Consider the following 19,565-nt stretch of genomic DNA (forward strand, 5'->3'; position numbering starts at 1 on the left):
GCCCAGGGGTCTGCGGGCGCGGTCACTCAGGGCGCCGAAGATGGGGTTGGCGAGCAGGCTGACCAGCGCTCCCACGCTGAGGATCAGGGCGAGGTTCGCCTCCTTGTGCGCCTCGTCCAGCGTGATGAGCTGCTGCCCGATCAGCACCTGCCCGGGCGCGTTGAAGGCCATCCACATCGCCAGGGTCGCCAGCGTGTACGGCAGCATGAACCGCCACGACACGGGCGTGCTGGGCGCCAGGGGTGCGGGGGCGGCGGCACTCACGCCTGCTCCCGCAGCCACGCCTGATACCAGGAAAAGCTGTCCTTGCGGGTCCGCACCTGCGTCCCGAAATCCACGTGCACCAGCCCGAAACGCTGGTCGAAGCCGTCCGCCCACTCGAAACTGTCCATGAGAGTCCAGGCAAGATAGCCGCTCACTGGAGCACCTTTCTGGACTGCCAGTCGGGTGGCCTTGATGTGCGCCTCCAGGGAGCGGATGCGCGCCGCGTCCCGCACCCGCCCGTCCGCGTCCGGCGTGTCCGGCAGGGCGCACCCGCGGCCCGTGACGACCAGCGGCGGGCAGGCGTCCCCGTAGCGGCCTTTCAGGTCCAGCAGCGTCTGCGTGAGGGCCTCAGGTCCGGCCACCCCCGTCGGCACGGGTTCCGGCGCCACGCCGAAGGGACGGCGCGGATCGGCCCGCACCCGGTCCGGCGGGGCGTCGTTCACGCCCAGGACATCCAGCGGCGCGGCGATCACGTCCAGGTCGCCGGGGCGCACGACCTCCAGCAGCTGCGGGGCGTGCTCGCGCAGCAGGTCCAGCACCGGCGCGGGGTACTCGGCGCGCAGCAGGGGATCGGTGAACAGGTGATTGTGCAGCGCGTCCATCAGGGCCGCCGCCTGCACGTCCGCGTCACGGTCCGTGGCAGGCCACGCCGGGGCGTACGTGTTCGCGATGCCCACCTGCCGAGCGCCCGCCTCCCGCAGCGCCCGCGCCGCCAGCCCGTGCCCCAGCAGCTGGTGGTGCGCGGCCGGGAACGCCCCCAGGCCCAGCGTCCGCCCCGGCGCGTGCGTGCCGTGCGCGTAGCCGCGCAGCATCACCACGGACGGCGCATTCAGGGTCATAAACGCCGCCGCGCGGTCCGCGAGCCGCTCCCCGACCAGGAACGCGTACTCCTCGAAGCGGTACGCCGTGTCGCGGCTGAGCCACCCGCCTGCGTCCTCCAGCTCCTGCGGCAGGTCCCAGTGGTGCAGCGTCACCCACGGTTGCACGCCCGCGCCCAGCAGTTCGTCCACCAGCCGGTCGTAGAACGCCAGTCCCGCCGCGTTCGCCCGGCCGCGCCCGCCGGGCTGCACGCGCGGCCACGCCACGCTGAAGTGGTACGCGCCCACCCCCAGTTCGCGCAGCAGCGCCACGTCCGCCGACCAGCGGTGGTAGTGGTCGCAGGTCACGTCGCCGGTCGCGCCGCCCCGCACCCGTCCCGGCGCATGGCTGAACGTGTCCCACACGCTCACGCCGCGCCCGCCTGCCTGCGTGGCGCCCTCGATCTGGTAGGCCGATGTCGCCACACCCCACACGAACCCGTCCGGAAAGCCTGTCATGATCCTTCACATTCTGCCCCGCGTTCCGAGCGCGCGCGTGCGCGCCCCGGGTGCGGCGCGTATAATGCGCGGGTTATGCGGATGGTGACGGTAGGAACGCGCGGCAGCACTCTTGCGCTTGCACAGACCCAGTGGGTGGTGGCTCGCCTGAAAGAGGAATGGCCGGACACGGACTTCCGCATTCAGACCATCAGCACGAAGGGCGACCGCAACCGCGGCAGCCTGGAGGCCATGGCGCAGAAGGGCGACAAGGGCTTCTGGGTCAAGGAGATCGAGGACGCCCTGCTCGCCAAGCGGATCGACATCGCGGTGCATTCCCTCAAGGACCTGCCCACCGAGCAGCCCGAGGGCCTGGAGGTCAGCTCCATTCCGCGCCGCGTGGACGCGCGGGACGTGCTGATCGGCAAGGAAGGCATGAAACGCCTCGCGGACCTCCCGCAGGGCGCCCGCGTGGGCACGAGCAGCGTGCGCCGCAAGGCGTTCCTGCGCGCCTACCGCCCGGACCTGCAGGTCATCGACCTGCGCGGCAACATCGACACGCGCCTCGCCGCGCTGGCCGGGAACGAGTACGACGCGATCATCCTGGCCGCCGCCGGACTGATCCGCACCGAGATGCGCCACCGCATCGACGAGTTCGTCGAACCCGACATCCTGCTCCCTGCCCCCGGCCAGGGCGCCCTGGCGCTGGAAACCCGCGCGGACGACGACCTGACCATCGAGGTCGCGTACGCCATCCACGACCACACCACCGACGATCGCATCACCGCCGAACGCGAATTCCTCGCGGGCCTGGGTGCGGGCTGCATGGCTCCGGTCGGCGCGCACGCCACCGTCAAGGGCGGCCTGCTGACCCTGGAAGGCTGGGTGGGCGCGCTGGACGGCGGGCACGTCATCCGCGCCACAACGCAGGGCGACCCCAGCGAATGCGCCGACCTGGGCGCGGAACTCGCCGCCGACATGCTCGACCGCGGCGCGCAGGCCCTGATCGACGCGGCGCGAGCCTGACCGTGAACCCCCTGGCGCGCACACTGCTGATCGCCTTGGCCGCCGCGCTGCTGTGGCTGGGCATTGGCCTGTGGCAGCGCACCCAGGCGGGCACGCCCATCCAGGCGGCGCTGCTGGCTGAACTGCCCCTGACCGCCGCCGTGTTCGCCGTGACGTTCGTCTGGCAGCGTCTACGCCGCCGCTGAACGCCCCACCCGCGACCCGCCAGACCCCCGGTGCTGGCGGGCGCTGTCGTTTCGCGGGGTCTAACAGTCTGAGGGTCGAAGAGCTGAAGACCTCCGGGGGCGCTCTGTGGAGGCCGTCCGGCCCAGCGGGCCACCCTCGCCCTCAGGCCCTTCGACCCTGGACCCGCAGGTGCGGCCCCCCCACCGCCGCGACTACCATGCCAGTGATGCCCAGCGACGCCACCCCGCCCGCCCGCGCGCCCCGACTGGCACTGATCCACACGGGCGGCACGATCGCCAGCCGCCCCAGCCCCGACGGGCGCGGTCTGACCCCCCAGACGCCCCCCGCGCTGCCCGGCCTGGAACAGGTGCAGGTCACCGAAGCGCAGCCGTTCAGCCTGCCCAGCCCGCACATGACCCCGGCGCACATGGGACAGCTGGCGGCCCTGATCCGCGAACTGGCCCCCACGCACGACGGCGTGGTCGTCACGCACGGCACCGACACCCTGGAAGAAACCGCGTTCGCGCTGCACCTGATGCTGGACGTGAAGGTCCCGGTCGTCCTGACCGGCAGCATGCGTCACGCCGAGGAGATCAGCTGGGACGGCCCCGCCAACCTGCTGGACGCCGCGCACGTCGCCCTGCACCCCCACAGCCCCGGGCGGGGGCCGCTGGTCGTGATCGGCGGGGACATCTTCGACGCGCGCACCGTCACGAAGATCCACACGACCGCCGTGGACGCCTTCGGCGGGTACCCCGGCCCCATCGGCCGCATCGACCGCGAAGGCCACACGCCGCGCCTGCACTACTTCGCCATGCCCGAACCGCGCGCCACGTACCACCCCGCGCACCTGCACGCCCGCGTGGAGATCCTCTACGCCTACGCCGGGTGGACCGGCGAGGGCTACGCCGAGGCCGCTAATCGGGCCGACGGACTGGTCATCGCCGCGCTCGGCACCGGGAACCTCCCCGCCGAACTCCTCCCCCTCATCCAGGGCACGGAGAAACCCGTCGTGATCGCCACCCGCACCCACGCGGGGCCCGTCCTGCCCGTGTACGGCTACGCGGGCGGCGGCGCCACCCTGGTCGAGGCGGGCGCGATTCCCGCCAGTTTCCTGAACGCCCACAAGGCCCGGCTGCTGCTGCTGATCCTGCTCGGCCAGGGCCTCACGCGCGAGCAGATCCAGACCGTGTTCGACCGGGACGAGTTCTAGAGTCCTTCCCGCTCCAGTTCCTCCAGGAACGGCACGATGAACTCCTGTTGGTACTGATCCAGCGTCAGGCCATACACCGCCCTGGTCGCCAGATCTTTTGCTTCCACGAAGGGCAGCTCAAACAGGGACCGGAGAAGGCGGATGATCTCGATCGGCCCTGCCCCCTGAGCCTGAGCTGCCCGCGCTACTTCCAGCGGATCGGCCCCCTGGGCCTTCATTCCCTGGAACTGTTCAATGGACATGCCTGAAGCATAGATCACTCATGACAAAACCCCACCCGTCGCCACAGGGCGGGGTGGGGTTCCGACAATTCCGGTTTACGCGAGGTCGAGGCGGATCAGGAAACGGCCGCAGCTGGGGCACTTCACGGGGGGCAGTTTGCCCTGCGCGGCCTTCTGCTGGACGTTCACGGGGAGGTTCACGTTGCAGCCGCTGCAGCGTCCGGCCTTGATCTCCACGACGCCCAGGCCCTTCTTGGCGCGGCGGATCATGTCGTACTCGCGGATGGTGCGCGCGTCGAGGTCACCGGCGAGCTGGGCACGTTCCTGACGGTCCGCTTCGCCCTGGTCGCGCAGGCCCTGCACGCGGGTCTCGTCCTGCTCTTCCAGCGTGCCCAGGGAGGGCCGCAGGGCGCGGTGCTGGCCGCGCAGGTCCGCCGCGCGGGCGGTCAGGGCCTGCTGCTGCTCGCGCAGCGGGGCGAGGTCCTCCTCGAGTTCGTCGGCGCGTTCGCTGAGCATCTGGATGCGGCTGCCGTACTGCGACTGCGCGCGGGCGTCGAAGGCGTTCTTCTCCTGCTCCTCGCGCGCGCGGCCGACCTGCTCGCGGATGCTGGACAGGTCGAGTTCGGTGCGGCGGATGTTCTTCTCGACGCCTTCCAGGGTGATCTCGGTGTCCTCGAGGGCGTTGTTCAGGCGTTCCTGCTCGGCGCGGGCGTCACGCAGTTCAGGGGAAATGTTGCCTTCCTCGTCGCGCAGGCGGTCGAGGTTCAGGTCGAGTTCCTGAACGCGGTGCAGGCGGCGAAGGGGGGAGGTGTCGCTCATCACTGGCAGTCTACCCCCGTTCATGAGTTCGGAGGTCAACTGAGTATTCATCTGCCGGTCTGGCGCGCGGGTCATGGCGTGACCGGGGCGTGCGTCTGGGTGCGTGCGGCGCGGCGGTACAGGCCCAGGTAGATGGCCAGGACGCTCGCGCCGTACATCAGCAGCGTCCACGCGAACAGCGCGTTGAAGGCGGTGGTGAAGGGCAGCGCGCCGCGCACCACGCCCGACAGGACGCTGCTGATCGCCCAGCCCAGGTCCCACGCGATGAGGTTCACGGCGGAGTACATGGGCCGGTCCTCCTCGGGCAGGGCGGTCATGGCGTAGGCGCTGTACACGGGCCCGGCGGCGTTCATCAGCGCGCCGCGCGTGAACAGCGCCGCCGTGACCATCCACAGCTGCGGCGCGAAGCCCAGCACCGCCAGAAACGGCAGGCTGCACGCCTGCACGAGCAGCACTGCCTGCAGCTGCCCCATGCGGCGGACCAGCAGGGGTTGCAGCAGGGCCGTGGCGGCGGTCGTCAGGCTGGTCCAGGCGAACAGGGTGCCCAGGCCCGCGTAGGACACGTTGAATTTCCCCTCGATGAACACGTTCAGGAACGGGATGGTCGCGCCCGCCCCCAGGCCCACGAGGATGTTCGGCAGGACCAGCCGGGCCATGGTGGCGCGGTCCCGGACGTGGAAGCTGCGCCCGGTGGGTTTGGTCTTCCCGGTGGGTTTCAGGCCCAGGACGGGCAGCACGCCCAGGAGTTGCAGTCCGGCGGCGACCAGCAGCGCCGCCCGGAGCGCGCCCAGCGCGTCCGGCGCGGTGCCGGTGCTCTGGGCGTACAGGGTGGGAATCTGCCCGCCCAGCAGGTTCCCCAGGAAGCCCGCGCCGGTCATCAATGCGTTCTGCACGCTGAACAGCGTGACGCGGCTGCGTTCGTCGCTGTTGTTCGCCATGAACGGCGACGCGGCGACCATGCTCAGCGCGCCGCCCGCGCCCTGCACGACCGCGCCCACGATGACCAGCACCGGTCCGTTCGCGAGGACCAGCAGGCCCAGGCCCAGCAGGTTCAGGGCCGCGCCGACTTTCAGCGCGTGCGCGTTGCTGATGCGCCGCGCGACCGCCACCGCCGGGAGGCTCAGGCACGCCAGGGTGATGGCGGGCAGCGCGTTCATGACGCCCTGCCACTCGGCGCCCAGGCCCAGCGCCCGCAGGTAGAAGTTCAGGAACAGCGCCGTGAACGCCTGCGACAGCCCGAACGCGAACACCGACGCCAGGAACAGCCACACCTGCCGCGAGAAGCGCCACGTCTGCCCCCGCTGCGGCCCCGGGTTACCGGTCACGCCACGCCCACTTTCGGGCAGAAGCTCGCCATGACGCACGCGCCGCACTCGGGCTTCCGGGCCGCGCAGACCCGGCGGCCGTGCAGGATCAGCGCGTGGTGCAGGAACACCCACCGTTCCCGCGGGAACAGGCGCTGGAGGTCCGCCTCGACCCTGTCAGGGTTCGTCTGGGTGCTCAGGCCCAGGCGGCGCGCCAGCCGCCCGACGTGCGTGTCCACCGCGATCGCCGGGTACCCGAAGGCGTTCGACAGGACCACGTTCGCGGTCTTGCGGCCCGCGCCGGGCAGCGCCACCACCGCGTCGAACTCGTTCGGGACCTCGCCCCCGTGCCGTTCGACCAGCAGCCGGGCCAGCGCCGCGAGGTTGCGGGCCTTGGCGCGGTACAGCCCGATCCGGCGGATGAACGGCTCGATGTCCTCGGCCTCAGCCTGACTCATGGCGTGCGCGTCCGGGTACGCGCCGAACAGCGCGGGCGTCGCGGCGTTCACGCTCACGTCCGTCGCCTGCGCGCTCAGGACCGTCGCCACGAGCAGTTCGAACGGCGTGCGGAACTCCAGTTCCGTCCGCGCGTCCGGGTACAGGCCCTCCAGCGCCGTCAGGACCTGTGGGGCCCGCACCCGCGCGCCCGGCGGCAGCCTCGCCGCACTCTTCTTCTTCCCGCCTGTCTGCCCAGTCACCCCGCCACGCTACACCCCGCCCGTCACGCACGTCCGCGCGCCTGGGACAGACAGGGGCCGCAACCCACGCCGGCCGATCCGCGTACCTGGAAGCATGAGACTCGCCGCGATCCTGCTGGGCATCCTCGCCGCCATCGGCCTGCTGCTGGGCCTGCTGCCCCTGCTGGGCTGGCTGAACTGGCTGCTGGTGCTGCCGCCCGCCGTGCTGGGCCTGATCCTCGCCGTGCTCGCCAGGGACCGGGGTGCGACCACCCTGAACGTCGTCGTCCTCGGACTGGCCGCGCTGCGCCTGTTCCTCGGCGGCGGCGTCCTGTAACCAGCAGAGGAGGCGGGGCCACACCACCGCGCCCCGCCTCCCGCTCCCCGCGCCCTTATTTCAGCGTCTTACTGATGTAGGCGTTCGAATAGTAGTCGGTCGCTTTCGAGCCAGCCGGGAGTTTGCCCTGTTTGACGAGCGCGGCGACCGCTTTCGTCCACGCGCTGGGGTTCATGGCGCCCAGGCCGTTCGCCTGCGTGTACGGGCCGGTCATCAGGGGCACGCTGGCTCGCAGGACGTCCAGGCTGCCGCTCGCGCCGAACACGGGCTGCGCCAGCTTGAACGCGCGGGCCGGGTCGGCCACCGTGAACTTCACGCCGCGCTGGCTGGCCCGCACGACCTTCTTCGCCAGGTCCCCCGTCAGGCTCTTACCGGTGCCGATCAGGCCCACTCCGACCATCGGGTACGCGCCTTCGACGTCCAGCGTGTACACCTTCTTGCCACTCGTGCGGGCCAGTTGCAGCACGTCGTTGTTCGCGTAGCCCACGGCGGCGTCCACCCGCCCGGCGCGCACGGCGTCCACCTGCGTGAACCCGATGGAGTTCAGGCGCACGTCGCGGCCCTCGGTGAGGTTCGCGCTGTCCAGCACCGCCTGAATCGCGTGGTACGAACTGCCGAACGGCCCCGGGATGCCCACCGATTTCCCTTTCAGGCTCTCGGGGCCGTTCAGGGGCGAGAGGCTGAAGACCGTCACCGGGTTCTTCTGGTACATCGTCATGACGTAGCGCACGTCCGCGCCCTGGTTCCGCGCGAAGATCGCGTCCTCCGGGTCGCCCACCACGAAGTCCAGCTTGCCCTGCAGCAGCAGCGGCAGCAGCTGCGACACGTACCCGTGCTGGTACTTCACGCTCAGACCCTCGGCGCGGAAGTACCCGAGTTTGTCCGCCACGTAGAACGGCGTGAACTGCACGTCCGGGTTGTACCCCAGCCCGATGTTCACGGTGCGCTGCGCGGACGCGGAGGTGGCCAGCAGGCCCAGCAGGAGGAAAGCGGCACGCTTCATGAGAGGCAGTATAGGCGGGCCAGCTGACCGCGCCGTGACCCGCGTTGCCCTCGCCTGCCGACCCGGCCCCCGTCTCATCAGCCCGCCCGATGAGCCGAATCCGCAAGTCCGATAAAAGCGCGTGGGACACGAGGCGAGGCCCGCGCGTGTCACGCTGCGCGCATGGACCTGAACTCCTGGACGCCGGACGACAACGCCCGCCGCTTCGCCACGTTGATCGCCACGGCGTCCGCCGTGTTCACCTTCCTGGCCCTGTGGCTCGGCGCCGCCTGGAACCCCCTGCTGGCCCTGCTGCTTGCCGCCGTGGCCGCCGTGATCGTCTGGACCGTCGCCCGCGCCGCCCTGCGCGCCTACTTCCGCCGCTGAGCGCCCCACGCGCATGAACGCCCCCGCAACGCCCGCCCCAGCCTGACGGGTGGTACACTCGGGGGCACGCCCGCACACGCCCCGGCCTCCGGGAGCCCGTGCCCCGGCCGCGCAAACGCGCGCGCACAGGTGGCGGCGGCAGGAATCAAAGGAGAAAACCCATGACCGACAACAACGAGCTGCGCCCCGGTGAGCAGACGCCAGAAGAACTGCGTGACCTGATCCCCCAGCTGGAAGGTGAACCCGACGAGGACGCCGTCCTCGACGCCGAAGAAGCCGCCGCCGACACCAGCGTCAGCGCCGAAGGTGCCGAAGGCGAGGAATTCGAAGAGGAATTCATCGACGCCGACGAACTGATGGCCGTCCTGGCCGAACTGAAGGAACTGCTCGAAGCGCAGGGCAAGGAAATCCGTGGCCTGCGCCGCGAGATGCGCGAAATGCGCGAAAGCCAGGGCCAGGGCGGCTTCCGCCCCCGCGAGGACCGCGGCGAGCGCGGCGGCTTCCAGGGTGGCGACCGCGGCGGCGACCGTGGCGGCTTCCGCCCCCGTGAAGACCGCGGCGGCGACCGTGGTGGCTTCCGTCCCCGCGAGGACCGTGGCGGGTACCAGGGTGGCGGTGACCGCGGCGGTTTCCGTCCCCGCGAGGACCGCGGCGGGTACCAGGGTGGCGGCGACCGCGGCGGCTTCCGTCCCCGTGAAGACCGTGGTGGCTTCCAGGGCGGCGACCGTGGCGGCTTCCGCCCCCGCGACGACCGTGGCGAGCGCGGCGGCTTCCAGGGTGGCGACCGCGGCGGTGACCGTGGCGGCTTCCGTCCCCGTGAAGACCGTGGCGGCGACCGCCCCGCGTTCCGCCCCCGTGAAGACCGTCCCGAGCAGGGCGGCGAGTTCCGCCCCCGCGCCCGCGCGGACCGTGGCTGGAACAACCGCCGCGACGACGAGTAACGCAGACGAGGAACACCCACACCTGAAAGGGGGCCGGACCACAGCGTCCGGCCTCTTTCTTTGGGTCGGCATTCGGCCGGTCACGGTGCGGTCACTGCCCGTTTTCCACACTCCAGTCACCTTCAGCGCGCGGGCGGGCACCATTCCCTCCGCCCGGCCGCCCTGGGGGCATGGAGGGAAGACCATGACCGCACCGAAACACACGCCCGCCCTGATCCTGCTGACCCTCACCCTCGCCGCCTGTGGTGGTGGGGGCGGGACGCCCGAACCCATCGGCACGCCCGTCACCAACCTCGCGGACAGCGGCGCCGGAAGCCTGCGGGACACGCTGGCCGCCGCGAAGAGTGGCGACACGCTGCGCCTGACCGGTACGGGAACGCTGACCCTCGCCAGCCCACTGAGCATCGACAGGGACGTGACGATCATCGCCACGGGCGTCACCATCGACGCTGCCGGAAAAGGCCGCGCGTTGGACATCGCCAAGGGCGCCACCGTCACCATGCAGGGCGGCACGCTCAAGGGTGGCACCGGGGCGGTGCTGCCCACCAGCCTGACCGGTCAGGCCGTCACCGTGACGTACGGCGGCGTCCTGAGCAACGCCGGAACCCTCACGCTGGACGGCGTGACCGTCACCGGCGGCAAGGCGAACATGGGCGGCGGCATCTACAACATGGAAGGTGCGACCCTCACCCTGAAAGGCAGCACGAACGTCACCGGGAACGAGGCCACCCTCGCCGACCCGGCCGACGGGGCTCTGCGGCAGGGGGGTGGCGGCGGCATCCTGAACCTGGGCGTCCTGACCATCTCCGGCGGAAACGTCACCGCGAACAAGTCCTTCAACGGAGGCGGCGGCATCCGCAGCGAGGTCGGCAGTCGCCTCACCATGACTGCGGGCAGCGTCTCGAACAACGCCTGCACCGCTCCGCTGGTCGAGGTGACTGGCGGAGGCTACACCGGTTGCACCGGCGGCGGCATCCACGCTCGCGGCACGACCACCCTGAGCGGCGGGACGATCGGCGGGAACACGGCCACGTACCTGGGCGGCGGCGTGGTTGCCCTGGCTACCTGCAAGACCAGCGCCTGCGACAGTTTCATCCTGCCCACCTTCGAGATGAGTGGCAGCACGGTTGTCGAGAACAACACCCTGACCGGCGCGCAGGTCAACGACGGCGGCGGCCTGTGGCTGCACGCCATGTCCAACATCACCGGCGGCACCATCCGGGGGAACAAGGCCATGTACGGCGGCGGCCTGTCCGTCCGGCACGACCTGCAATTCACCGGCGCGACCATCGAGGGAAACACCGCCAGCGCTGGCGGCGGCGGGCTCATGGTGGCGGGCGACGTCACCCAGGCCACCCTGCTCGGCGGCACCATCAAAGGCAACACCAGCAAGACCGGCGGCGGCGTGGCCGTCAGCGAGAACTCGAAACTCACCGTGAAAGGCGGCACCGTCACGCAGAACACCGCCACAGCCAACGGCGGGGGCCTGAGAACCTGGCGGGGCAGCATCGACGTGCAGGGCGGCACCATCAGCAGCAACAAAGCCGACTTCGAAGGCGGCGCGATCAGCACCGAGGAACGCGGGAACGTCACCGTCAGCGGCGGCCTGATCGAGAACAACACGGCAGGCACTTGGGGCGGCGGCATCAACGTCCGCACCGAAGCGGCAGGCCTGACCGTCACCGGCGGCACCGTGCGCGGCAACACCGCCGGGAAGGACGGCGGCGGCATCAGCGCCGGACGCACCATCAACCTCGCGGGCGCCACCATCGAAGGCAACAAAGCCACTGGCGGGGGCGGCGGCGTCTTCATGGGCGTCTGGAACGCCACCACCCCCATGACCGCCACGTTCGGCAGCGGCCTCATCATCCGGAACAATGCCGCCACGACCGGCGGCGGCATTCAGTTCCTCAGCTCGAACGCCGCCAACGCTACCCTCACCCTGAACGCGACCGTCACCGGAAACACCGCGACCCAGTGGGGCGGCGGGATGGTCGGCGAGGCCATTATCAAGATGGTGGGCGGCAGCATCAACGGCAACCGCGCCACCGGCACCGGGCAGAATCAGGGAGGTGTGGGCGGCGTGCAACTGTACGCCGGGGCGAACATGACCGTCACGGGCGGCACCATCAGCGACAACGAGGGCCGCTGGGCCGGGGGCGTGCAGGTCAGCCCCCCCTACGGCGACAAGCCCGCCGCGCAGTTCATGCTGGCCGGAGCCACCATCAGCGGCAACCGCGCCACGGAATACAACAGCGGCGGCATCAACAACGGCGGCACGCTGACCATCACCTCGGGCAGCATCACCGGGAACACCGCGAAGATGAACGGCGGCGGGGTATTCAACTCCCGCACCTCGACCTTCACGCAGACGGGTGGCAGCGTCACCGGGAACAACCCGAACAACGTGTTCAACGAACAGTAAGCGCGCAGCGCAGCGTGCGGGGCGGACGTTCACCGTGAACCTCCGCCCCGCTCTGCTGCCTGGGTCAGGCGGTGACGGTTTCGGCAGGTGTGGTGCTGGGCGCGAGGTACCGGTCGAGCCAGTTCAGGTATTCGGTCAGGCGGGTGAGGCGGCGGTCCGGGCGGCCGGAGCGGCTCAGTTCGTGGTCCTCGCCGGGGAAGCGCACGAAGCGCACCGGCACGCCGTGGAGGGTGAGGGCGGCGTACCACTGTTCGGCCTGTTCGATGGGGCAGCGGTGGTCGAGGACCGAGTGGACGATCAGGGTGGGGGTCCTGACGTTCTCGACGTACTGGAGGGGGCTCATGTCCCAGAGTTTCAGGGTGTCGGCGCGGCGGTGGAAGTTCAGGCCGAGTTCGTCGTCCCAGAAGCGCAGGCCGATGTCGCTGGTGCCGCCGAACGACAGGAGGTTGCAGATGCTGCGGTCGGTGATGGCGGCGTGGAAGCGGGTGGTGTGCGCGGTGAGCCAGTTGGTCATGAAGCCCCCGTAGCTGCCGCCCATGACGGCGGTGCGCGTGCGGTCCAGGCGGGGGTGGGTGTCCAGGCAGGCGTCGAAGAAGGTCAGGAGGTCGCTGGCGTCGACGGTGCCCCAGCGGCCGTGGATGGCGTCCACCCAGGCCTGTCCGTAGCCGAGGCTGCCGCGTGGGTTGCTGTAGCACACGGCCTGTCCGCGCGCGGCGTACAGCTGGAATTCGTGCGTGAAGGCGTGCCCGTAGTCGGTGTGCGGGCCGCCGTGGATGCTGAGGATCGCGGGGACAGTGTCGGTGCCGTCGGGGAGGATGATCCAGCCTTCGCCCTCGCCGAGTTCGGTGGGGAAGGCCACGCGGACGGGCGTGCGGGCCGGGAAGGGGAGGTTCGCGTGCAGGTCCGTGACCGGCTGGCCGTTCAGGATCACCTCGGGGAATCGGTCGGCCCGTTCGCGGATCAGGGCGAGGCCACCGCCGCGCGCCGTGAAGGCCGGGATGACGCCCTGCGGGTCGTGCGTGTGGGCCTGCACGGTGCCGGACTGTCCGTCGGTGGTCAGGGTGGCGGTGAACAGGCCGCAGCTGCCGCGCACGGTGCTGCTGAACAGCAGGGTGCGGTCGTCCAGCCAGGCGGGTTTGTCGGGCATGGCGCCCACGTGGCAGTCGCCGCCCACGCCGTTCCCGACCGGGTGGTCGTGCCCGGCGTCCAGCCGCACCGGGTCGGCGTCCCCGGTCAGGGGCAGGAGGTACAGGTGGGTGTGCTCGGTGTTGCCCTGCCCGGCGGGGCGGCCCACCAGCACGAACCGCTGACCGTCCGGGTGGGGGACGACGGCGTTCACGGCGGACGCCCAGCGGGTGACCTGCCGGGGCGTGCCGTGCAGAGACAGGTGCCAGACCTCCTGCTGCCAGTGCGCGCCGCTCAGTTCGTCGGTCGCGGCGATGAACAGCACGCCGCTGCTGTCGGGCAGCCAGGTCACGCCGCCCAGTTCGACCTCCGGCGCGTGCCACTCGCGCAGCTCGCCGCTGGGGACGTGCAGGCGGTACAGGCGCGCGGCGCGTTCGGGCAGCCAGTCGCGGCCGTTGAAGCGGTAGCGGGGCCTGGTGATGACGCGGGCCTCGCCGCGCTCGTCACGCTTGTCCTCGTCGTCGGCGGTCGTCATGAACGCCACGTACTGCCCATCCGGGCTCCAGTGGAGGTCCGAGACGCCGTTCCGGAAGCGGGTCACGACCTGCGCCTCGCCGCCCGAGAGGGGCAGCAGGTGCAGCTGCGCGCCCTCGCCGACCTTGCGGGTGAAGGCCAGGGTCTGCCCGTCTGGTGACCAGCGGGGGCTGCCGTCGCGGCCCTCGCCGCGCGTCAGGACGTGGGCGCCCTGCGCGTCCGCGAGCCAGATCTGCGACTTGTAGCGGGGCTTCGCGTGGGCCGCGTCGGGCTTGTGGGGGTCGTCCTCCTCGATGCGGGTCAGGACGAACGCGGCGCGCGTGCCGTCCGGGCTGACCTGCGGGTCGGAGGGGAACACCAGGGCCAGCAGGCTCTCGGGCCCGGGGGTGGGTTGCGTCATGCCCCACAGTCAAGCACAGCCGCCCCCCGGGACGAAACGGAAGCGCTCCCAAAATATCGTCCAGGCGGGACGCGAGCCGCATCCGGGGGTTCATGATCGCTGGCTAAAGAGAAAGTGGAACGGGTCTTTCTATTTCCAAACGCGTTTCCCTTACGCTGATCTTACCCGGCCCCCCACAGGCCCACGCCCCTGTCGCCAGCCCACCGAACGCTGACGAACGGAGCCCATGCTGTTCCCGTCCGCACGTCAACCCGATCCACGGCCCCGTCAATCCGAACTGGCGCCTACCGCCTCACCATCCCTGGAGGTCTTATGCAAGAACTGTCCTGCACCTGGGTTCCCGGCACCTTTGACGTCGTCCGACTCAAAATTTCCGGCCGCACCATCGAAATGACCAGCACCCGCCTCGCCCGCCTGTTCGGCAAGCAGGCCCTGCACGACCTGTACCTCAAGGGCAGCGCGAAACTCAAACTCGACGCCCAGCAGGTCGCCCTGCTCAGCTGAAGCCCCGCCGCTCCCGGTCAGGCCCCCTCGCACGAGTGGGGCCTGACTGCTGTGCCGGGGCGCACCTTCACGTACGGGCGCTAGCATCCGCGCATGACCACCACCACACCGGGCGGGGCGCTGCAGGCCCTGATGGCCGACCTGAAAGTCCTCACCGACCTCGAGTCCCCCTCGACCGATCCGGCCGCCATCCAGCGCGTCATGGACGTCGTCGAGGGCTGGGCGCGCGACCTGGGCGCCGAAACGCACGCGCTGGGCGGCGGCACCCGCGTGTTCCGCTTCGGCGTGCAGCCCGGCGCGGCCGACCGGCCCGTGCTGATCCTCACGCACGCCGACACCGTCTGGCCGCACGGCACGCTGGAGGACATGCCCTGGCGCGTGGACGGCGACCGCCTGCACGGCCCCGGCACGTACGACATGAAAGCCGGAATCGTGGGCCTGTTCCACGCCCTGCGCGCCCTGAACGGCCAGTGGCCCCGCGGCGGCGTGACCGTCCTGCTGTCCCCCGACGAGGAGATCGGTAGTCCCAGCAGCCGCGAGCACATCGAACGCGCCGCGCACGACGCCCGCGTGGCGCTGGTCGTCGAACCGCCCGTCGCGGACACCCACGCCCTGAAGACCGGCCGCAAGGGCACCGGCAGCTACACGCTGACCTTCACCGGCGTCGCCAGCCACGCCGGAAACAAACCCGAGGAAGGCGCGAGTGCCGTCACGGCCGCCGCGCAGGCCACCCTGGACCTCCAGGCCCTCGCCCGCCCGGACCAGGGCACCACGGTCAGCGTCGGCCTGATCCGCGGCGGCAGCGCCGTGAACGTCATCCCCGCGCACGCCACGCTGGAGATCGACCTGCGCGTCAGCACCCTCGCGGAGGCCGGGCGGGTGGACGCCGCCGTGCGCGCCTGGGCGCCCCGCGACCCCCGCGTGACCGTGCAGGTCGGCGGCGGCCTGAACCGTCCCCCCTTCGAGCAGAGCGCAGGCACCCTGGCGCTGTTCGAGCAGGCGCGTGCGGTCGCCCGGGAGCTGGGCTTCGACCTCACGCACGCCGTCGTCGGCGGCGGCAGCGACGGGAACTTCACCGCCCCGATCATCCCCACCCTGGACGGCCTGGGCGCCCCCGGCGACGGCGCGCACGCCCAGCACGAACACGTCCGCCTGGACCGCTGGCCCGACCACGTGCGCCTGCTGACCGAACTGCTCCGCCGCGTGTGACCTCTGCGGTCAGGACGCCGCGGCGCCGGCCTGACCACCGGCGGGGGGAAGGGTGTGCAGCAGCGCCCGGAAGTCCGTCGCGGTCAGCGGGCGCGACAGGCCGTGCCCCTGCCCGAGCGGGCAACCCAGATCCCGCAGGGCCGTGAGCTGCGCGGCGTTCTCGATGCCCTCGGCGGTCAGGTCCAGCGGCAGGTGACGGGTCAGGCCCAGCACGGCCTCCAGCAGCGCCCGCGCGAACGGTCCGCCCGGCCCGTCCGGCAGGCCCTGGATGCACGAGCGGTCCAGTTTCACGCCCGTGATCGGCAGGGTCCGCAGGCGCGACAGGTTCGAGTACCCGGACCCGAAATCGTCGATGCTCAGGCGCACGCCCAGCGCCCGCAGGTCCTCCAGGGTCTGCGCCGCGCGGGTGTCCTCGTACAGGGCGGCCGTCTCGGTCAGTTCGAGTTCCAGCCGCCGCGCACTCAGGCCCGTGTCACGCAGCGCCCCCTGCACCACCTGCGGGAACTCCGCCTGCAGCAGCTGCACCGCGCTGACATTCACGCTGACCGTCACGTCCCCCCAGCGCAGCGCCTCCAGGCACGCCGCGCGCAGCACCCACGCCCCGATCGGCGCGATGAGCCCCACCCGCTCCGCGACGGGAATGAACTCCCCGGGCGACACGGCGCCCAGCTGCGGGTGCGTCCAGCGCAGCAGCGCCTCGGCCTTCACGGGCCGCAGGTCACTCAGGCGGAACACCGGCTGGAAGTGCAGGCTGAGTTCCTCGCGGGCCAGCGCGACGCTCAGGTCCCGCGCGAGCACCTGGAACCGCTCGGTCGCGGCGTCCTGCTGCGGCTGGTAGCGGCGCACCTGCCGCCGCCCGGCGCACTTCACGGCGGACATGGCGCTGTCCGCGTGCCGCAGCAGCTCCTCGGGTTCGGTGGCGTCCTCGGGGTAGACGCTCAGGCCGATACTCAGGGTGATGTCCATGCCCACCTGCAGGCTGGGCCGCGTGGGCACGTGCGTCAGCAGCCGCTGCGCCTCCCACTGCGCGCCGGGCGCGTCCGCGTGCGGGAGCAGCACCACGAACTCGTCCCCGCTCAGGCGGTACACGCCGCTGCCCGCCGGGACCAGCCGCTGCAGTTCCTGCGCCACGCCGCGCAGCAGGTCATCCCCGGCCGCGTGACCCAGCGTGTCGTTCACGACCTTGAACGCGTCGACGTCCACGACCAGCGCCGCGAACGTCCCCCCGCGCCCCGCCAGTTCCCGCAGGTGCTCGCCCAGCCGCACCCGCCCCGGCAGGCCCGTCAGGAGGTCCGTGTACACCAGCTGCCGCAGCACCCGCTGCTCGCCCTGCGCCCGGCCCAGCGTGTCGTTGCGCCGCACGAAGTACGACGCGCCGTACAGGCACACCGCCGCCGCCAGGTTGATCTGCAGCAGCGCCCGCAGCGCGTCCATGTCCAGCGCCGCGCCCTGCGTCACGGGACGCAGCAGCAGCAGCGCGCTGAGTGCCGCGACACTCAGGACCGTCAGATTCAGCGCGCGCCGCACCGACCGCGACAGGTCACTGAGCAGCATCCAGGTGATCAGCACCGGCAGCCACACCAGCGTCTCCAGCAGTTCCGGCAGCAGCGGCCGCGGCACGGGCAGCAGCGCCAGCAGCAGCAGTTTCACGCCCAGCACGGCGCCACCGCCCGCCGTGAGCAGCAGCGTCACCGCGCGCACTTCCCGCCCGCGCAGCACCGCCAGCCACGCCGCGACCAGCACCCCGCTCAGGACCAGGTACAGCGCCGGGTCCACCAGCCGGTCCCAGGTGTCACCGCGGCCCAGCAGCGCGGCCAGCACCACCGACGCCTGCACGGCCGGCAGGCCCAGCAGCAGCATCCGCCGCCAGACGGCGATCAGATCACGTTGTGCGGCGCTTCCCTCCCCCATACCTGCCCTGAGCGTAGGCGGCGCGCCTGCACAGAATTCATACTGCGCGGCCCGCCGGGAACGCCCGACCCACGCGGCTGGAAGCGTTTCCTCCGTCCCAAACGCGAGAAACCTCACACGGTCCCCCGAACGGGGGGGGCGGCGCTATCCTGCCTTCCGGAGGCCCACCCCGTGTTCAACCTGTTCCGCAAGACGCCCGCCAACCCGAACGTGAAACAGGACGACGCGCAGACGTACCGCGTGCGCGTCCGCACCCGCCCCCACGGGGAAGTCGTCGAATTCCGCTTCACCAAGGGCGCCCACATCGGCGTGGACGACGACGGCACGTACCTCTTCCGCAAACCCGTCGTCAGCCCCCAGCACTTCGACCGGGGCGAACTCCTCGTGCGGTTCGACCGCAGCTACCGCGTCACCGCCACCGACGGCGAGAACGTCGAGTTCATCCCCGTCAGCGACTGGGAATAGGCGTGGGGGAGGCAGGGAGCACTCCCCGCGCCCTCACCTCACCTCGTGGAAGGTCTCCTCGGTCACGCGGTCCGGGAACTTGCGGATGAAGTCCACGGTACTCAGTGCCTGCGTGCGGTGGCACGCGATGGCCTGCAACTTGCGCACGACGAAACGCGTCACGTCATGGCGCACGTTCGGCGGCAGCCACTCCGCGCGCAGCGCCTCGTTCTCCGGCGGCACGTCCGACGCGTAGTACCACAGGCGGGGCCGCTCGCCGTCCGGCAGGGCGTCCCACGCGGCCTTCACGGCCCGGTGCGTGGTCACGTGATCCGGGTGCCCGTTGCTGCCGTTCGGCGGGAACGTCAGGACCACCTCGGGCCGCAGGCGCACCATCGCCTCGCGCGCCACCTCGGTCAGCGCCGAGAGCGGCTGATCCTTGAGGTACTTGTCCGGGAAACGGTGGTGCTCGAACACACTCCCAGCCGCCCGCGCCTCCGCGCCCGTCAGGCCGATCACGTCCAGGCACGCCGCGAGCTCAACCTCACGCATCCGCGCCAGTTCCTCCGGCGAGTCGCACAGGCCCAGCGTGCGCCCCGCCTCGCCGCGCGTCAGTGTGACCAGCCCGCAGGCCTCCCCGGCCTCCAGGTGGCCCATCAGCGTTCCCGACGCGCCGTACACCTCGTCGTCCGGGTGCGGCACGATCAGCAGCAGTTTCACGCGGACTCCGTCTGCTGCGTGGTCAGATCGGAAGGACGCCGCTCTGCCCACTCCGCGCCCGGAGCCCGCTCTTCTCCTACTCTGCGGAGCAGCTCTACGAGTCGCATCCGCTCGGATGGAATGGCCTTGACCAGCCATTCCACCGGAGTCCTGTTCAGTCCCTCGCTCATCCGACCAGCATAGGCCCGCGCAGGCGTCACCGCGCGGGGCACGCGCCGGATACGCTGCCTGCATGCGCCGCGCCCTGCTCGCTCTGGCCCTGCTGACCCTGTCTGCTCTTGCCTCCGCCTCCACGCCTGGGTGGACGTACGCCCGGCTGTACGTCCTGACCGAGTACCCCGCCTCTCCGCGCGAGCAGGAGGTCCCGCCGACGCGGGCGGTGCTGCGCTGGATGACCCCCACCCTGACCCGCACCTTCGAGGAGCGGCGCCCCCTGACCCCGGACCTGAAGGCCCTGAACGCCTTCGTGACCGGGGTGGTGGGTCAGCCGGTGCAGGTGACCTGGGACCTGCTGCTGACCTTCGACGCGCTGGGCCGCGCCGGGTGGGAACTCGTGACCTGCGTGCCCTACGAGAACGTGGCGGGCAGCGCGTACCACGTCAGCAGCGAGTGTTTCTTCAAACGGCCCCGGTAGCGGCGACTTCGGTGGCGGGGTGCGTAGG

Annotated in this window: 20 protein-coding genes and 1 pseudogene; 11 read left to right on the top strand and 10 right to left on the bottom strand. The window is 71.2% G+C overall.

The window, feature by feature from the left end:
- Both DEIGR_RS21600 and DEIGR_RS01535 read right to left on the bottom strand, forming a co-directional pair.
- Positions 1-207, bottom strand: a pseudogene (locus DEIGR_RS21600) (hypothetical protein); the annotation flags it as partial.
- Positions 208-260: 53 nt separating this feature from the next.
- The gene (locus tag DEIGR_RS01535) at positions 261-1,580 is read right to left on the bottom strand and encodes a GH1 family beta-glucosidase (protein WP_058974671.1); all 1,320 of its coding nucleotides are present in this window, start codon (positions 1,578-1,580) and stop codon (positions 261-263) included.
- A 75-nt stretch (positions 1,581-1,655) separates the two neighbouring features.
- Between DEIGR_RS01535 and hemC the strand changes: the two genes are divergently transcribed.
- The 3 genes from hemC (at position 1,656) to DEIGR_RS01550 (ending at position 3,963) form a co-directional block, all read left to right on the top strand.
- Positions 1,656-2,585, top strand: coding sequence for a hydroxymethylbilane synthase (hemC, locus tag DEIGR_RS01540; RefSeq protein ID WP_058974672.1), 930 nt, complete (start codon positions 1,656-1,658; stop codon positions 2,583-2,585).
- Between the two features lie 2 nt (positions 2,586-2,587).
- Complete coding sequence (locus DEIGR_RS01545; protein WP_058974674.1) at positions 2,588-2,770, top strand: hypothetical protein; 183 nt, start codon at positions 2,588-2,590, stop codon at positions 2,768-2,770.
- 206 nt (positions 2,771-2,976) lie between these two features.
- Positions 2,977-3,963 carry an asparaginase gene (locus tag DEIGR_RS01550; protein WP_058974676.1) on the top strand — a complete coding sequence of 329 codons (987 nt, stop codon included), beginning with the start codon at positions 2,977-2,979 and terminating at the stop codon, positions 3,961-3,963.
- Here the strand turns inward: DEIGR_RS01550 and DEIGR_RS01555 are convergent.
- The 4 genes from DEIGR_RS01555 to nth all read right to left on the bottom strand — a co-directional run bounded on the left by DEIGR_RS01555 (position 3,960) and on the right by nth (position 7,005).
- Positions 3,960-4,205, bottom strand: coding sequence for a hypothetical protein (locus DEIGR_RS01555; RefSeq protein WP_058974678.1), 246 nt, complete (start codon positions 4,203-4,205; stop codon positions 3,960-3,962). The two genes, DEIGR_RS01550 and DEIGR_RS01555, sit on opposite strands and share 4 nt — an antisense overlap.
- A gap of 75 nt (positions 4,206-4,280) precedes the next feature.
- Positions 4,281-5,003, bottom strand: coding sequence for a zinc ribbon domain-containing protein (locus DEIGR_RS01560; protein WP_058974680.1), 723 nt, complete (start codon positions 5,001-5,003; stop codon positions 4,281-4,283).
- A 71-nt stretch (positions 5,004-5,074) separates the two neighbouring features.
- Positions 5,075-6,328, bottom strand: coding sequence for an MFS transporter (locus tag DEIGR_RS01565; RefSeq protein WP_058974682.1), 1,254 nt, complete (start codon positions 6,326-6,328; stop codon positions 5,075-5,077).
- On the bottom strand, positions 6,325-7,005 hold the full coding sequence (nth, locus tag DEIGR_RS01570; RefSeq protein WP_058974684.1) for an endonuclease III: 681 nt from the start codon (positions 7,003-7,005) through the stop codon (positions 6,325-6,327). Before nth ends, DEIGR_RS01565 begins: the two co-directional genes overlap by 4 nt.
- A 94-nt stretch (positions 7,006-7,099) precedes the next feature.
- Between nth and DEIGR_RS01575 the strand changes: the two genes are divergently transcribed.
- Positions 7,100-7,321 carry a hypothetical protein gene (locus DEIGR_RS01575; protein ID WP_046843552.1) on the top strand — a complete coding sequence of 74 codons (222 nt, stop codon included), beginning with the start codon at positions 7,100-7,102 and terminating at the stop codon, positions 7,319-7,321.
- A gap of 55 nt (positions 7,322-7,376) precedes the next feature.
- Here DEIGR_RS01575 and DEIGR_RS01580 read toward each other — a convergent pair whose 3' ends face one another.
- Positions 7,377-8,324: an ABC transporter substrate-binding protein gene (locus DEIGR_RS01580; protein ID WP_058974686.1), complete on the bottom strand. Its 948-nt coding sequence runs from the start codon at positions 8,322-8,324 to the stop codon at positions 7,377-7,379.
- 162 nt (positions 8,325-8,486) lie between these two features.
- Between DEIGR_RS01580 and DEIGR_RS01585 the strand changes: the two genes are divergently transcribed.
- The 3 genes from DEIGR_RS01585 to DEIGR_RS01595 all read left to right on the top strand — a co-directional run bounded on the left by DEIGR_RS01585 (position 8,487) and on the right by DEIGR_RS01595 (position 12,056).
- On the top strand, positions 8,487-8,690 hold the full coding sequence (locus DEIGR_RS01585) for a hypothetical protein (RefSeq protein WP_058974688.1): 204 nt from the start codon (positions 8,487-8,489) through the stop codon (positions 8,688-8,690).
- Positions 8,691-8,851: 161 nt separating this feature from the next.
- Positions 8,852-9,631 (top strand): hypothetical protein, encoded by a 780-nt coding sequence (locus tag DEIGR_RS01590; RefSeq protein WP_058974689.1) that lies wholly within the window; start codon positions 8,852-8,854, stop codon positions 9,629-9,631.
- A gap of 184 nt (positions 9,632-9,815) precedes the next feature.
- The gene (locus DEIGR_RS01595; protein WP_058974690.1) at positions 9,816-12,056 is read left to right on the top strand and encodes a beta strand repeat-containing protein; all 2,241 of its coding nucleotides are present in this window, start codon (positions 9,816-9,818) and stop codon (positions 12,054-12,056) included.
- A 64-nt stretch (positions 12,057-12,120) separates the two neighbouring features.
- Here DEIGR_RS01595 and DEIGR_RS01600 read toward each other — a convergent pair whose 3' ends face one another.
- Positions 12,121-14,115, bottom strand: coding sequence for a S9 family peptidase (locus DEIGR_RS01600; protein ID WP_058974691.1), 1,995 nt, complete (start codon positions 14,113-14,115; stop codon positions 12,121-12,123).
- A 312-nt stretch (positions 14,116-14,427) separates the two neighbouring features.
- Here DEIGR_RS01600 and DEIGR_RS01605 point away from each other — a divergent pair, with 312 nt between their 5' ends.
- Positions 14,428-14,619: a hypothetical protein gene (locus DEIGR_RS01605; protein WP_058974693.1), complete on the top strand. Its 192-nt coding sequence runs from the start codon at positions 14,428-14,430 to the stop codon at positions 14,617-14,619.
- A gap of 93 nt (positions 14,620-14,712) precedes the next feature.
- Positions 14,713-15,828 carry a M20 family metallopeptidase gene (locus tag DEIGR_RS01610; protein ID WP_058974695.1) on the top strand — a complete coding sequence of 372 codons (1,116 nt, stop codon included), beginning with the start codon at positions 14,713-14,715 and terminating at the stop codon, positions 15,826-15,828.
- 9 nt (positions 15,829-15,837) lie between these two features.
- On the opposite strand, the gene DEIGR_RS01615 is transcribed toward DEIGR_RS01610, so the two are convergent.
- Positions 15,838-17,739 (bottom strand): putative bifunctional diguanylate cyclase/phosphodiesterase, encoded by a 1,902-nt coding sequence (locus DEIGR_RS01615; RefSeq protein WP_058974696.1) that lies wholly within the window; start codon positions 17,737-17,739, stop codon positions 15,838-15,840.
- A 171-nt stretch (positions 17,740-17,910) separates the two neighbouring features.
- Between DEIGR_RS01615 and DEIGR_RS01620 the strand changes: the two genes are divergently transcribed.
- Positions 17,911-18,204, top strand: a complete 294-nt coding sequence (locus DEIGR_RS01620) for a hypothetical protein (protein ID WP_058974698.1) — start codon at positions 17,911-17,913, stop codon at positions 18,202-18,204.
- Positions 18,205-18,237: 33 nt separating this feature from the next.
- Here the strand turns inward: DEIGR_RS01620 and DEIGR_RS01625 are convergent, their stop codons facing one another.
- Positions 18,238-18,903: a PIG-L deacetylase family protein gene (locus tag DEIGR_RS01625; RefSeq protein WP_058974699.1), complete on the bottom strand. Its 666-nt coding sequence runs from the start codon at positions 18,901-18,903 to the stop codon at positions 18,238-18,240.
- 232 nt (positions 18,904-19,135) lie between these two features.
- Here DEIGR_RS01625 and DEIGR_RS01630 point away from each other — a divergent pair, with 232 nt between their 5' ends.
- Entirely contained in the window at positions 19,136-19,537 is a 402-nt protein-coding gene (locus DEIGR_RS01630) for a hypothetical protein (protein ID WP_058974701.1), read from the top strand.
- Positions 19,538-19,565 lie beyond the last annotated feature (28 nt).

The sequence above is a fragment of the Deinococcus grandis genome (assembly GCF_001485435.1).
In the GTDB taxonomy this organism is placed as follows: Bacteria; Deinococcota; Deinococci; order Deinococcales; family Deinococcaceae; genus Deinococcus; species Deinococcus grandis.

What these genes read in the sequence shown, in the direction of transcription:
- DEIGR_RS01590 (WP_058974689.1), top strand. Translation starts at nt 8,852, where the DNA reads ATGACCGACAACAACGAGCTGCGCCCCGGTGAGCAGACGCCAGAAGAA.
- DEIGR_RS01550 (WP_058974676.1), top strand. Translation starts at nt 2,977, where the DNA reads ATGCCCAGCGACGCCACCCCGCCCGCCCGCGCGCCCCGACTGGCACTG.
- DEIGR_RS01535 (WP_058974671.1), bottom strand. Translation starts at nt 1,580, where the DNA reads ATGACAGGCTTTCCGGACGGGTTCGTGTGGGGTGTGGCGACATCGGCC.
- hemC (WP_058974672.1), top strand. Translation starts at nt 1,656, where the DNA reads ATGCGGATGGTGACGGTAGGAACGCGCGGCAGCACTCTTGCGCTTGCA.
- DEIGR_RS01610 (WP_058974695.1), top strand. Translation starts at nt 14,713, where the DNA reads ATGACCACCACCACACCGGGCGGGGCGCTGCAGGCCCTGATGGCCGAC.
- DEIGR_RS01580 (WP_058974686.1), bottom strand. Translation starts at nt 8,324, where the DNA reads ATGAAGCGTGCCGCTTTCCTCCTGCTGGGCCTGCTGGCCACCTCCGCG.
- DEIGR_RS01560 (WP_058974680.1), bottom strand. Translation starts at nt 5,003, where the DNA reads ATGAGCGACACCTCCCCCCTTCGCCGCCTGCACCGCGTTCAGGAACTC.
- DEIGR_RS01595 (WP_058974690.1), top strand. Translation starts at nt 9,816, where the DNA reads ATGACCGCACCGAAACACACGCCCGCCCTGATCCTGCTGACCCTCACC.
- DEIGR_RS01555 (WP_058974678.1), bottom strand. Translation starts at nt 4,205, where the DNA reads ATGTCCATTGAACAGTTCCAGGGAATGAAGGCCCAGGGGGCCGATCCG.
- DEIGR_RS01605 (WP_058974693.1), top strand. Translation starts at nt 14,428, where the DNA reads ATGCAAGAACTGTCCTGCACCTGGGTTCCCGGCACCTTTGACGTCGTC.
- DEIGR_RS01575 (WP_046843552.1), top strand. Translation starts at nt 7,100, where the DNA reads ATGAGACTCGCCGCGATCCTGCTGGGCATCCTCGCCGCCATCGGCCTG.
- DEIGR_RS01585 (WP_058974688.1), top strand. Translation starts at nt 8,487, where the DNA reads ATGGACCTGAACTCCTGGACGCCGGACGACAACGCCCGCCGCTTCGCC.
- DEIGR_RS01630 (WP_058974701.1), top strand. Translation starts at nt 19,136, where the DNA reads ATGCGCCGCGCCCTGCTCGCTCTGGCCCTGCTGACCCTGTCTGCTCTT.
- DEIGR_RS01600 (WP_058974691.1), bottom strand. Translation starts at nt 14,115, where the DNA reads ATGACGCAACCCACCCCCGGGCCCGAGAGCCTGCTGGCCCTGGTGTTC.
- DEIGR_RS01615 (WP_058974696.1), bottom strand. Translation starts at nt 17,739, where the DNA reads ATGGGGGAGGGAAGCGCCGCACAACGTGATCTGATCGCCGTCTGGCGG.